This window comes from Plantibacter sp. RU18 (genome assembly GCF_050613355.1).
Taxonomy (GTDB): domain Bacteria; phylum Actinomycetota; class Actinomycetes; order Actinomycetales; family Microbacteriaceae; genus Plantibacter.
Map to the genome: position 1 here is coordinate 1,602,023 of NZ_CP159618.1, position 13,004 is coordinate 1,615,026.

General features: G+C 69.5%; 12 protein-coding genes. 8 read left to right on the plus strand and 4 right to left on the minus strand.

The features are described from left to right. Positions 1-55: 55 nt before the first annotated feature. Both ABMA10_RS07900 and ABMA10_RS07905 read right to left on the minus strand, forming a co-directional pair. Entirely contained in the window at positions 56-1,063 is a 1,008-nt protein-coding gene (locus tag ABMA10_RS07900) for a LacI family DNA-binding transcriptional regulator (RefSeq protein ID WP_347870211.1), read from the minus strand. Between the two features lie 24 nt (positions 1,064-1,087). After that, positions 1,088-1,816 (minus strand): SDR family oxidoreductase, encoded by a 729-nt coding sequence (locus tag ABMA10_RS07905; RefSeq protein WP_347870212.1) that lies wholly within the window; start codon positions 1,814-1,816, stop codon positions 1,088-1,090. 220 nt (positions 1,817-2,036) lie between these two features. Between ABMA10_RS07905 and ABMA10_RS07910 the strand changes: the two genes are divergently transcribed. After that, positions 2,037-2,738 (plus strand): nucleoside/nucleotide kinase family protein, encoded by a 702-nt coding sequence (locus tag ABMA10_RS07910; protein ID WP_431031405.1) that lies wholly within the window; start codon positions 2,037-2,039, stop codon positions 2,736-2,738. Positions 2,739-2,821: 83 nt separating this feature from the next. Further along, positions 2,822-4,315 (plus strand): mannitol dehydrogenase family protein, encoded by a 1,494-nt coding sequence (locus ABMA10_RS07915; protein WP_347870214.1) that lies wholly within the window; start codon positions 2,822-2,824, stop codon positions 4,313-4,315. A 125-nt stretch (positions 4,316-4,440) separates the two neighbouring features. Here the strand turns inward: ABMA10_RS07915 and ABMA10_RS07920 are convergent, their stop codons facing one another. Next, the gene (locus tag ABMA10_RS07920) at positions 4,441-5,649 is read right to left on the minus strand and encodes an HAD-IA family hydrolase (RefSeq protein WP_347870215.1); all 1,209 of its coding nucleotides are present in this window, start codon (positions 5,647-5,649) and stop codon (positions 4,441-4,443) included. Between the two features lie 347 nt (positions 5,650-5,996). Between ABMA10_RS07920 and ABMA10_RS07925 the strand changes: the two genes are divergently transcribed. The 6 genes from ABMA10_RS07925 to ABMA10_RS07950 all read left to right on the plus strand — a co-directional run bounded on the left by ABMA10_RS07925 (position 5,997) and on the right by ABMA10_RS07950 (position 12,072). Next, positions 5,997-7,013: a LacI family DNA-binding transcriptional regulator gene (locus tag ABMA10_RS07925; protein WP_347870216.1), complete on the plus strand. Its 1,017-nt coding sequence runs from the start codon at positions 5,997-5,999 to the stop codon at positions 7,011-7,013. Further along, complete coding sequence (locus ABMA10_RS07930; protein ID WP_347870217.1) at positions 7,010-8,095, plus strand: class I mannose-6-phosphate isomerase; 1,086 nt, start codon at positions 7,010-7,012, stop codon at positions 8,093-8,095. Before ABMA10_RS07925 ends, ABMA10_RS07930 begins: the two co-directional genes overlap by 4 nt. Before the next feature lie 154 nt (positions 8,096-8,249). Then, positions 8,250-9,011 carry an ATP-binding cassette domain-containing protein gene (locus tag ABMA10_RS07935; RefSeq protein WP_347870218.1) on the plus strand — a complete coding sequence of 254 codons (762 nt, stop codon included), beginning with the start codon at positions 8,250-8,252 and terminating at the stop codon, positions 9,009-9,011. Continuing rightward, on the plus strand, positions 9,008-10,093 hold the full coding sequence (locus tag ABMA10_RS07940; protein ID WP_347870219.1) for an ABC transporter permease: 1,086 nt from the start codon (positions 9,008-9,010) through the stop codon (positions 10,091-10,093). Before ABMA10_RS07935 ends, ABMA10_RS07940 begins: the two co-directional genes overlap by 4 nt. Positions 10,094-10,165: 72 nt before the next feature. Then, complete coding sequence (locus ABMA10_RS07945) at positions 10,166-11,158, plus strand: ABC transporter substrate-binding protein (protein ID WP_347870220.1); 993 nt, start codon at positions 10,166-10,168, stop codon at positions 11,156-11,158. A gap of 248 nt (positions 11,159-11,406) precedes the next feature. Next, a complete protein-coding gene (locus ABMA10_RS07950) occupies positions 11,407-12,072 on the plus strand; it encodes a DUF402 domain-containing protein (RefSeq protein ID WP_347870221.1) in 666 nt (221 codons plus the stop codon). Between the two features lie 103 nt (positions 12,073-12,175). On the opposite strand, the gene ABMA10_RS07955 is transcribed toward ABMA10_RS07950, so the two are convergent. Further along, positions 12,176-12,994, minus strand: coding sequence for a class II fructose-bisphosphate aldolase (locus ABMA10_RS07955; protein WP_347870222.1), 819 nt, complete (start codon positions 12,992-12,994; stop codon positions 12,176-12,178). Positions 12,995-13,004: the final 10 nt, after the last annotated feature.

Here is a 13,004-nt window from a genome sequence, read left to right on the forward strand (position 1 = left end):
GCGTGTGGCCGCCGCCGACCGTGTCGAGGGCGCCCAGCCGTGCGGACGTCCTCGGTCAGGGCGCGGTGACGGCACAGGAGTCGCGCTCGATCAGGCGCACAGGCAGGATCGTGCTGCGTCGATGGCGGCGGGCGGGGTGCGTGAGTCGATCGATGATCCGTTCGGCCGCCAGCCGTCCCAGGGTGTCGGGCTCCTGCGCGATGACGGTGATCGACGGCTGCAGGAGATCAGCCAGGGGGAAGTCTCCGAACGCCACGAGGCTGATGGGCTGCCGGACATAGCTCGGGAGTATCGCCATCGTGCAGACGGCGTTCGACGAGAACACCGCCGTCGCCGGCCCGGTGCCACCGGGCGCACCGAGGTCGGGGGAGCGGACCGCCGAGAGCGCGGTGGCGGCACCAGGCTCCGAGGCGGCCCCCAACACGATCAGTCGTTCGTCGACCACGATGCCGGCCTCCGCAAGCGCCGCCCGGTAGCCCTGGAGCCGCGCGGCCGTCGTCGGCAGTGACAGCGTGTCACCGATGAACGCGATGCGCCGATGGCCGTGGCCGACGAGGTGCATCGTCCCGTCGAACGCGCCGCCGAAGTCGTCCTGTGTGAAGGAATCGGCTGCGAGCCCCGACGGAGCGCGGTCCACGAACACGAACGGCGTCCTCGACGCCCAGGACACGAGGTCGCGCTGGTCCTCCGTGATGGGCGCGATCACGAGACCGCTGAGCTGCCGCCGCAGCATCGATTCGAGCACAGGGCGTTCGCGCACCGGATCGTCGCCGAGACTCGTGACGAGCGTGGACATCCCGGCACCGAGGGCCGTGCGCTCGACGGCCCTCGCGATGGCCGCGAAGAAGGGGTCGACGATGTCCGGCACCGCCACGCCGATCACCGACGGCCTCCCGGAACGGAACGTCGTCGCGAGCGTGTTCGGCACGTAGTCCAGCTCGCGCATGACCGCCTCGACGCGGGTCCGAGTCTCAGGGAGCACGTGCGGGTCGTCGTTGAACACCCGCGACACCGTCTTCGCGCTCACGCCGGCCGCTGCTGCGACATCGCGCATCGTCGCCATCGCTCGTCCCCTTGTCCGGGCTGCCTACCGCGCCGTGTAGCCGCCGTCGATCGGCAGCGAGACGCCCGAGATCATGCCGGCGGCGTCGCTCAGCAGGAAGGTGATGGGGCCGGCGATGTCGTCTTCGGTGGCCCACTTGCCGAGCGGCATCGCCTCGAGGAACGGGCCTTCGATGTCGGGGCGACCCCAGTACCAGGCCGACATCGGCGTCATGACGACCGTCGGGTTCACGGCGTTCACCCGGATGCCGTACTTGCCGAGCTCCAGCGCCGACACGCGCGTGATGTTGTCGAGGGCGGCCTTCGAGGAGCCGTACGAGATGTGCCCGGAGAGGGCGACGAGGCTCGCCTGGCTCGACACGTTGACGATCGCACCGCCCCGGTCCTGTCGGATCATCTCGCGCGATGCGTATTTGGTGACGAGCAGCGAGCCTCGGGCGTTGATGCTGATGACCTTGTCGAAGACGTCGATGTCGGTGTCCTGCGGGGAGGCGATCTCGCCGCCCCATCCGCCGGAGTTCACGACACCCCAGATGTCGCGGCCCTCGATGGCGTCGCGGATGCTGTCCTCGGAGGTGAGGTCGAAGGGCAGCGGCTCGGCGCCCGTCTCGGCCGCGATCGCGTCGAGGTGCTCGACGTTCCGTCCGGAGGCGATCACCGTGGCGCCGGCTGCGACGAGGTGTCGGACGGTCGCGCCGCCGATGCCGCCGCTGGCTCCCGTGACGAGGATGGTGCGGCCGTTGAAGTCAGTCATGTGGTGTTCCGATCGACGTGAGTTGGCCCGTGCGTCGGTGCTCCGGGTCTGCAGCATCATATCCACGGAACGACGGCCATGTCACCCGTGACATGGACATTGGTCGGCAATCCGTGTCACCGGTGACATGCAGTGTTGACAGTCGTGCTGCCTGGACCTACCGTGAGTCGGGCGACGACGCGACCACGAGCCGTCCCGAGACGAGAGGTCAGGCATCACGATGAGCGGAAGCACCACGGAACCCGGCATCGACGAGCTGATCGAGCGGGCTCGATCGCTCATCGCCGACGGCTCCCGCCGCATCCTCGGCATCATCGGTGCGCCGGGTGCCGGGAAGTCCACGGTGAGCGATGCGCTCGCGCGCGCCCTGGGCGACGATGCCGTGATCGTGGGCATGGACGGCTTCCACCTCGACAACGACGAACTCGTCCGTCTCGGGCGGCGCGACCGGAAGGGGGCCCCGGACACCTTCGACGTCGACGGATACGTGTCCCTCCTCGCGCGCCTCGCCGCAGCGGGCCGTACCGCCGGACATCCGAGGTCGGCGGGCACCCCGATCTACGCGCCGCGGTTCGACCGCTCCCTCGAGTCGTCGATCGGGAGCGCAGTGCCCGTGCGGCCGGAGGTGCCGCTCATCATCACCGAGGGCAACTACCTGTTGCTCGAGGAGCACGGCTGGCAGGCTGTCGCGGCGCACCTCGACGAGTCCTGGTACGTCGACGTCGACGACGAGGTTCGCCGCGACCGCCTCATCGCCCGACGGCTCGGCCACGGGCACCCGCGCGAGGAGGCGGAGGCGTGGGTGCTCGGTGTCGACGAACCGAACGCCCGTCTGGTCGACGCCACGAAGCATCGTGCCGATCGCATCGTCACACTCGGTCCGCTGGCCCCGCAGCTCACCGAATCCACGCACTCGGCGTGACTCCCGGACGTCCGTCCGGAGCCCCGTCAGCACGACCGCCCACCCACCCGCCACCAGCTCACCGACGAGAAGGCAGCACGCACATGACCCAGCTCACCTCCGAGACCATCGACACCCTCGAGCCCGGTGTCGCCGTGCCGTCCTACGACCGCTCGCTCGTGCGGCCGGGCATCGTGCACTTCGGTGTCGGAGCGTTCCACCGCGCCCACGGCGCGATGTTCATCGACCGGGTGCTCGCGCTCCCCGGGGAGGAACACGCGTCCTGGGGCCTCGTCGGTGTCGGCACCCTGCCGGGCGATGCGGCCATGCGTGACGCGCTCGGCGCTCAGGACCGGCTCTACACGCTCGTGACGACGAGTCCGGACGGCGAGGTCGAGGCCCGGGTGATCGGTTCGATCGTCGAGTACCTCTTCGCGCCCGACGACCCGGAAGCGGTCCTCGCCCGCGTGACAGACCCGTCGACGCGGATCGTGTCGCTCACGATCACCGAGGGCGGGTACGGGGTGAACGATGCGACCGGGGTCTTCGAGCCGAGCGATGGTGCCACGCTCGCGGATCTCGACGGTCTGCCGGCAGGAGCCACTCCGCAGAGCCCGCTCGGGTTCATCACTGCGGCCCTCCGTGCCCGACGCGACGCCGGTGCGGTCCCGTTCACGGTCATGTCCTGTGACAACATCCAGGGCAACGGGCACGTCGCCCGTGCGGCGATCCTCGCCTTCGCCGAGCGCATCGACCCGTCGCTCGCGCAGTGGATCGCTGCGTCGGTCAGCTTCCCGAACTCCATGGTGGACCGCATCACGCCCGCCACCACCGACGAGCAGCGTGCGTCGGTCGCCGCGCGCTTCGGGATCGAGGACCGCTGGCCGGTGCTCTCCGAATCGTTCGAGCAGTGGGTGCTGGAGGACGACTTCACCGATGGCCGGCCGCCGTACGAGCGGGTCGGGGTGCAGCTCGTCGCCGACGTGGAGCCCTACGAACTCATGAAGCTCCGGCTCCTGAACGCCTCCCATCAGGCGATGAGCTACCTCGGGTTGCTGGCGGGGGAGACGTACGTGCACGACGTGTGCCGCGACGAGCTGTTCTCCCGGTTCCTCCTCGGGTACATGCACGAGGAGGCGAGGCCGACGCTCGCGCCGGTGCCTGGCATCGATATCGACGCGTACTGCGCGGAGCTCATGCGCCGTTTCGGCAGCGAGGCGATCAAGGACACGCTCGCGCGGCAGATCGTCGACGGCTCGGAGCGCATCCCCAAGTTCCTGCTCCCGGTGGTGCGTGAGCAGTTGCGGACCGGTGGCGGGATCGCGCGCTCGGCGCTCGTGCTCGCCGCGTGGAGTCGTTTCATCGAGGGCGTCGGAGACGACGGGCGGGAGCTTGCGCCGGTCGACAGGCGTCTGGCCGAGTTGCAGTCGGCAGTCGCGCTGGAGGCGTCGTCTCCGGGAGCGTTCCTCGACCTGGAGGCGGTGTTCGGCGACCTCGGATCGGACGGGAGACTCCGCGAGGCGTTCATCGCGGCGCGCGCGAGGCTGGCGGCCGTCGGTGCGCGGGTGGCTGTCGAAGAGGTCGTCGCCGCGGGGTGAGCCCGTGGGGTCGGCAGGCGCCCCGCGGGCCCGTCGACCGGCTGAGGGGTGATGCGCTCGGTCGCTGAGCGATGCTTGTCGTCGAGGGTGGCTGAGCCTGTCGAGGTGCCGCGCGCGTGACCTGTTCAGCCGAGCTGCGCCGGCACCAGGCGGAAACCACCCTCGGCGACGGGCTCGAGTCGCAGCTGGAACAGACCGTCGATCACGAGGTCGGCGTCGAGCTCATGCGCTTCGTGCGTCCCCGCGATCCCGACCGTCCAACACCCGGCGGCCTTGGCCGCAGCGAGTCCGGCAGGAGCATCCTCGAAGACCACGCAGGTCCGCTCGTCCATCCCGAGCCGTGAGCGTCCGAGCAGGAACGGCTCCGGGTCCGGCTTTCCCTTCGTGACGTCGTCGAAGGTCACCACGACCTCCGGCCGCACGAGCCCGGCGGCGGCGATCCGGTTGCCGGCGATGAGCCTCGTGCCGCTCGTCACGATCGCCTTCGCGTCGTCACCGAGCGCCGCCAGGGCCTCCGCCGCCCCCGGGAGCGCGATGACGTCGGCGACCTCGTCGGCCTCGATCTCGATGATCCGTGCGAGCGCACCGGCGACCTGCTCGGGCGGGAAGCTCGCGGCGAGCACCTGTGCAGCGGGTTGGCCGTGTCCCGCGGCGAGCAGGTCGCCCTCGAGGCCGTATTCGCGGGCGAGCTGCGCCCATGACCGGTTCACGGCCGGCGTCGAGTCGATGAGGGTCCCGTCGAGGTCGAAGAGTCCGGCGGCGAAGACCTGGTCGAAGATCGGGGCGAAGGCCTCGATGGTCCGTCCGAGGCCGAGCGCGCGTTGGACGGCGGCGAGCTGCTGTGAGGTGGACAGCGCCGCTTCGATGGACAGGTGCTCGATGGCGGGTGGGGCGTCGGATGACGGGTCCACGATGTACGTGTCCCGCTCGGCACCGCGTTCGGCACGGCGGACCGCGAGGGTGGCGGCGTCGGCGTGCAGCCAGACGACCCTCGGGGTGGCGCCCGCCGCCTCGACGAGCGCGTCCCATTCGGCGCCGCCCCGCAGCTCTGCGGTGAAGGGCGCGACGAGCACCGCGCCGACACCACTGTCGCGCTGGTCGGCGAGGACTGCTCGGAGGGCGGCGTACCGTGCCGGGCGCATCGTCGGGCGCAGCTTCGCGTCGTTCCAGTGGAGCGGTTCGGCACCGTCAGGATCGGCGACCGCACCGAGACCGTCGAGCAGGGGATTGGTGATGGTGTCGAGGTCGAGGAGCGGGAGTCGGAGAGCCCGCGCGAGCTCTCGTCCGAGGGTGGTCTTGCCGCTTCCGGCTGCTCCTGCGACGACGACGATCACGCTGACTCCTCGATGATTCCGGGGTGGCGACCCGCATCCGAGGGGCCTGAACGCCTCTTCGGTGCGAGTTCCGAATGAATTTGATCTCTTTCGGACAACGTTGCTTGACAACGTTGTCGGTCTGCGGTCAGTATAGGCGCACCAAGGAACGACGGGGTTCTGCACCAGCACCACTCCGAACAATGACAACGCTGTCAGGAGGTGGAGCCCATGGGCACCTGCAACCCCGCGAACACCGCGCCGCATCCCTCGATGAGCCCCCGCTCCGAGCACACCGCCGGCACCACCGGTCCCGTTGCGCTCCACGTCCGGGGGGATGACTGATGCGGCCTCCAGGAATCAAAGACGTGGCTGCGCAGTCCGGCGTCAGCATCAAGACCGTCTCCCGGGTCGTGAACGGCGAAGCGTCCGTCCACCCCGAGACCCGAAGCCGCGTGCTCGAGGCGATCGATCGCCTCGGGTACGTGCCCAACACCGCAGCACGCTCGCTGAAGTCCGGGACCGGCGGTGCGATCGGCGTCCTGATCGACTCGCTCGCCGACCCGTTCTTCGCGTCGCTCGTGAGCGCCATCGAGACCCGCGCGCTCAAGGAGGGCCTCAGCGTCCTCGTCGCGAGCACCGGACTCGATGAGCGCCGCGAACGCGACCAGCTCACGGGTTTCATCGCCGGCCACCAGGTCGCGGGCGTCATCATCGCACCGGTCGCGGGGGAGTTGCCCTACCTCGAGGCCTTCCGCCAGGTCACCCCGGTGGTGGCCGTCGACCGGGCGCTCACCGCGTTCGACAGTGTCGTCGTCGACGACTACGCCGCGACGCAGCTCGCGATCCGTCAGTTCGTCGAACTGGGTCACACCCGCATCGCCTTCTACGACCGCGACGAGCGCTTCCTCACCATCCGTCGCCGCTACCAGGGCTACACGGACGTCCTCGCCGAGGCCGGCATCGAGGTCGACCCGGCACTGGTGTCCTGGACGATCGACGGTTCCCTCGACTACGCCGCCGAGACCGACCGACTCCTCGGCCTGGACGATCCGCCAACGGCGCTGTTCGCGTCGAACGCGAAGGCGGCGATCGGCCTCACGACCACGCTCCACCGCATCGGCCGCGAGGGCATCGCGCACATCGCGTTCGGAGACTTCTCGCTCGCGGACGTGCTGCGTCCGGCGGTCAGCTGCATCAACCAGGACCCGTTCGTCATCGGCACCGCCGCGATCGAACGCCTGCTCGAACTGCGCGAGTCGCCGTCGAACGAACCACGGGAATGGGTCGTCCCCACGTCCCTCACCCAGCGCGGTTCCGGGGAGATCCCCGGCCCGAACGCCGCAGTCACGTCTACCAGCACCGTCGGAGGAACCGCAGCATGAGCACCGCCCAGCCCACCCGCCTCGCACCGAACCTCATCGAGCACTTCTACCGTGGGGGCGACCGCATCGCCGCGCTCCGAGGCATCGAGCAGCAGAGCGAGTTCCAGCCCGAGGAGTGGCTCGGGGCGACGGTGAGTCGTGCGGACCAGGAGCCCGGCGGCGCGATCGGCCTCGCCAGGACCATCGAGGGTGAGTTGCTGCGTGACCTCGTCGCCGCCGACCCCGCGGAATGGACGGGGGCAGGCGCCGACCACGGCACCGACGCCGCCGACACCGGCATCCTCGTGAAGCTGCTCGACGCCCGCCAGCGTCTCCCCGTCCACGTGCACCCGGACCGGGCCTTCGCGGTGTCCCACCTCGACTGCCCATACGGCAAGACCGAGGCCTGGTTCATCCTCGATGCCGAGCCCGGTTCCGCAGTGCACCTCGGCTGGAGTGAGGACGTCGACCCCGAAGAACTCGACCGCCGCCGCGACGCACAGGACAGCGAGTGGATGCTCGCCCACATGAACCGCATCGTCGTCGAGCGCGGCATGGGGATCCTCGTCCCGGCCGGCACTGCGCACGCGATCGACGGCGGGATCTTCCTCGCCGAAGTGCAGGAGCCGACCGACCTCTCCATCCTGCTCGAATGGTCGGTCACGACCTCGACCCGCGAGCAGTCCCACCTCGGTCTCGGCTTCGACGCCGTGATGGGCGCCGTGTCGACGAAGGCCCTGCCGCAGGCGGAGCTCGAGCAGCTCGTCGTCCTCCACGACCTCGACGCCCGCACCTCGGCGCCGGTGAGCCTGCTCCCCGAGGCAGCCGACCCCTACTTCCAGCTGTTCGCCGTCGCTCCGGAGGCTGTCGCGTCCAGCGACGTCGTCCCGGTCGACGCCGGCTTCTCCGTCGCGCTCGCCCTCGGCGGTGACGGGGCGCTCGTCTCGGAGGCCTCAGGAGACACCGTCGACTTCACAGCGGGCGAGGTCTTCGCCGTCCCCGCCGGGTTCGGTCCCTGGACCGTCACCGGCCGAGGCTCCGTGCTCGTCGCCGGCCCCGGCGCGGGTTGGCCGGCATCCCTCGGCGCTGGAGACATCCGATGACGCCACCGCACACCGCAGGCCCCAGTCGTTCCACGCAGCACCAGCGTCCACCGCATCACCCGAACACCCTCGACCACTGCCCGACAGGGCGGTTCCCCAGCCACCACTCGCCGGCCCCGTCCAACGGAACCGGCTGGAAAGGAAGCAGAACGACATGACGACTCCCGTCTTGGAGGCCCGAGGCCTCTCCAGGCAGTTCGGGCACGTCCGCGCCCTCGACGAAGCGGACTTCGAGGTCTACCCCGGTGAGGTCACCGCCCTCATCGGCGACAACGGCGCCGGCAAGTCGACGCTCGTGAAGGCACTCTCCGGCAACCTGTCGGTCGACACCGGCGTGATCAAGTTCGAAGGCGAACCGATCACGCTGACCAGCCCCATGCAGTCGAGCGCGCTCGGCATCGAGACGGTCTACCAGGACCTCGCACTCGCCCCGCACCTCGACCCCGTGCAGAACGTGTACCTCGGTCGCGAGATCATGCGGCCAGGGCTCGGCGGACTCCTCGGACTCATGAACGTGAAGGAGATGAGCAAGCAGTCCCGCCACGCGTTCGACGAACTCGGCGCGACGGTGCGTTCCCTGACCGACCCGGTCGGCGCGATGTCCGGCGGCCAGCGCCAGGCGATCGCCATCGCCCGAGCCGTCCACTGGGCGAACAAGGTCGTCTTCCTCGACGAGCCCACCGCGGCGCTCGGCGTCCGGCAGACGAAGAACGTCCTGGAGACGATCCGACGGGTGCGCGACAAGGGCATCGCCGTCGTCTTCATCTCCCACTCCATGCCGCACGTGATGGAGGTCTCCGACCGCGTCCAGGTGCTACGACTCGGCCACCGTGCCGCGGTCGTGGACACCAAGACCACCAACATGGAAGAGCTCGTCGGTCTGATGACCGGCGCGAGCACGAGGAACGCAGCATGAGTACCGTGAAGCAGGCCGAGATGGGGCCGGAGACGACCGCCATCGAGACGGCGAAGGAGCGGGACACCCCGTTCAGGAAGCTCTTCAAAGCGCAGGCGTTCCAGATCTTCATCGTGCTGCTCGTCGTCATCGCGATCTTCTCCGCGCTGGCTCCGGACACGTTCGCCCAGCTGTCGAACCTGCGCCTCGTGGTGCAGAACGCCTCGATCCTCGCCGTGCTCGGTGTCGGCATGACGTACGTCATCATCACCTCCGGCATCGACCTGTCGGTCGGCTCCGTCCTCGTCTTCTCGGGCGTCGTGTCCGCCACGACGATGCGGGCCCTCGGCGGCGACGACTGGGGCACCGCCACGATCGGCATCGTCGTGTCGATCGGCGTCGGCATCGTCTGGGGCACGTTCAACGGCATCCTCATCTCCAAGGCCAAGGTGCCGCCGCTCATCGTGACCCTCGGTAGCCTCGGTATGGCACTCGGACTCGCGCAGATCATCACCGGTGGCGTCGACATCCGCGAGGTGCCGTCGGTCCTCACCGACTCGATCGGCTACGGCAACATCCTCGGTGCCGTCCCGATCATCTCGGTGATCGCCCTCGTCGTCGTCATCATCGGCGCCCTGGTGCTGCACAAGACCAAGTTCGGCCTGTACACCTACGCCGTCGGTTCGAGCGAGGAGGCCGCGCGTCGCGTCGGCGTGAAGGTCGACCGTCACCTCATCCGCATCTACGCGATCTCCGGTGGACTCGCCGGACTCGCCGGCATCCTGTCGCTGTCGCAGTTCGGCACGACCGCGATCGCCGGTCAGTCGCAGACCAACCTGAACGTCATCGCGGCCGTCGTCATCGGCGGAACCTCGCTGTTCGGCGGCTACGGCACGATCTTCGGCACCGTCGTCGGTCTGTTCATCCCCGCTGTCCTGCAGAACGGCTTCGTCATCACCGGCGTCCAGCCCTTCTGGCAGCAGGTCGCGGTCGGTGCCGTCCTCATCCTGGCCGTGTACGTCGACCAGGTCCGTCGTTCCTCCGCAGCCCGCGGCGGATCCACCAACTTCTGGCGAGCCCTCGTCAGTAGGAAGAAGAAATAACCACCACCCGCACCAGTTCAGCCAGCATCACCTTCAGTAGTCCAGCTATTCAATGAGAAACGGGTAATCACAATGAAGTGGAAGAAATCAGTTCTCGGCGTCCTCGCCATCGGTGCCTCGGCGGGCCTCGTCCTCACCGGTTGTTCCGGCGGATCGAGTTCCGGCGGCAGCAGCGACGCGGGCTCCGACGGCTACAAGATCGCCTTCATCCAGGGCGTCGCAGGCGACGAGTTCTACATCTCGATGCAGTGCGGGATCGAGGCGGCGGCGAAGGATGCCGGCGCCACGGTCACCACGCAGGGTCCCGAGAAGTTCGACCCGACGCTCCAGAAGCCGCTCGTCGACTCCGTCGTCGCCTCGAAGCCGGACGCGATCCTCGTCGCCCCGACCGATGTGAAGGCCATGGAGGCGCCGCTGAAGGCTGCAGCCGACGCGGGCATCAAGATCGTCCTCGTGGACACCACGGTCGACGACCCGTCGTTCGCGGTCTCGCAGATCTCGAGCGACAACAAGGGCGGCGGCGCTGCGGCGTTCGACGCGATCAAGAAGGCCCACCCGGATGGCGGCAAGGTGCTCGTCGTCTCGGTCGACCCCGGTATCTCCACGACCGACGCTCGCGCCGAGGGCTTCCAGGAGGCTGTCGCTACGGACAGCAACTTCACCGACCTGGGTGTGCAGTACAGCCACAACGAGCCGGCCACGGCCGCTGAGATCGTGACCGCTGCGCTCCAGAAGGACCCCGACATCGTGGGTATCTTCGCTGCGAACCTGTTCGCCGCGGAGGGTTCCGCGACCGGTGTGAAGCAGGCCGGGAAGACGGACTCGGTGACCATCGTCGGGTTCGACGCTGGTCCCGCCCAGGTCAAGCAGCTCAAGGAGGGTACCGTCCAGGCGCTCGTCGCCCAGGAGCCGGCCACCATCGGCAAGGACGGCGTCACCCAGGCGATCGCCGCTCTGAACGGTGACAAGGTCGAGGCCAAGATCCAGACCGGCTTCACCATCATCACGAAGGACAACGTCGACGGCGACGCGAAGGATGCCGTCTACCAGTCCTCCTGCGGCTAGGTCGTCAGACCGCCCCGCACCATCAGACCGCGTCGGCGTCGGAGCTCACTGCTCCGGCGCCGTCGCGCTGTCCGTGCCCCCAACCCTGCCTCTCCCTGTGCCTGGGCCAGCGCGGTGCGCTGGACCGAGCGCGCCCCTGTGGCGCGAGCGCGGGTCTCCAGAGGGGCACGCTCGCGCCACAGGCCAGCACCTGCGGCTATTGGCACGGGCTCGGTCGGGCGCACCGCGCTGGCGGCTAGGCTCCCGGAATGGGCAGCGCACAACCGGTCGAACCGTTCGCAGCAGGACACCCCGTCGCCCTCCGGAGCATCCGAGAGTTCGGACGGTTCGGTGTCGCAGTCGGGTTCGCTGTCGCCGGCGTCGTCCTCGTGGACTCCCCGGACCTCACCGTCGTCTGCACGCCCGTCGGCTCCGACGTGCGGACACGAGCGGGCAACGGTGGTGGCCCGAACGGTCGCCTGGTACTCGCCGAGTCCTGGACCGGCGAGTACGAACAGCGCACGTGGCAGGGACACGCGGTCGTGCGCGTCCACCGCGCCGGCGACCCGTGGTCCATCTGGCGGTGGCACGACGGTCGGGACTGGACCGGCGAGTGGTACGGCAACCTGGAGACGCCGTGGAGGCGCACCCCGCTCGGATTCGACTCCCCGGACTGGGCGCTCGACGTCGTCGGTGCAGGCGACCCGGCGAGGGAGTCATGGAGCGTCCGGTACAAGGATGAGGACGAGCTGGCCTGGCTTGCAGAGGTCGGGGCGATGTCGGAGCCCGAGGTCGACGCAGCTCGCGACGCCGGCCGACGTCTCACGAGCATCGCCCAGGACCGTGCGTGGCCCTTCGACGCCGACTGGGTCCCGTGGACTCCCGCAGCCAGGCTGTCGGCGATCCCGATGCCGGCCGGCTGGGATCGCGTCTGAGAGTTTGAGACCCGCGCGACAGCAGGAGCCCCGTGCTCGACGTCTCCTGCTCGGGAGCGGATCTCCTGCTGTGGCGCGGCGCGACGGAACGGAGGCCCGCGACTCAGGCGACCAGGGTGAGCAGCCGCGCGACCTCTGCGGCGACCGCCTCGCGCGCCGGCCCGAAGTACTTGCGGGGGTCGACGAGAGCAGGGTTCGCGTCCAGCTCGGCTCGCACGGCGCGCGTGAAGACGCCGTTGATGTGGGTGGAGATGTTGATCTTCCGCATGCCGTGCTCCACCGCGCGGACGAGGTCGTCGTCCCCGACGCCGCTCGAACCATGGAGCACGAGGGGGACGGGCACAGCAGCGGCGAGTTGGGCGATGAGTGCGAAGTCGAGAGACGCGCTGCGGGAGGTCATGGCGTGCGAACTGCCCACCGCGACCGCCAGCCCGTCGACACCCGTCCCTGCGACGAAGGCGACGGCATCGCCGACGTCGGTCCGGACGCCCGGCGTGTGCGCCCCGCCCTTACCGCCGATCGCTCCGAGCTCGGCCTCGACCCAGACGCCCGCCGCCTGCGCCGCTCTCGTGACCGCCGCGGTGCGGGCACGGTTCTCCGCATCGGGCAGCGTCGCAGCATCGAACATCACCGAGGTGAAGCCCAGCCGGACCGCCTCCTCCACGAGGGCCTCGTCCTCAGCATGGTCGAGATGGACGGCCGCATCGACGGCTGCGTCACGCGCGAGCTGCAGCGTCGCAAGCCCGATCGGGCCGAGTCCGCCGTGATACCTCGCCGCGTTCTCCGACAGCTGCAGGATCACGCCACGGCCGGCACGCGCGGCGCCCTCGAGGATCGCTTCGCCGTGCTCGAGCTGGATGACGTTGAACGCGAGGACGGCGCGCTGGCGTTCGAGGAGGTCGCCGGTGGTGACGAGGGTCATGGGTGGTTCC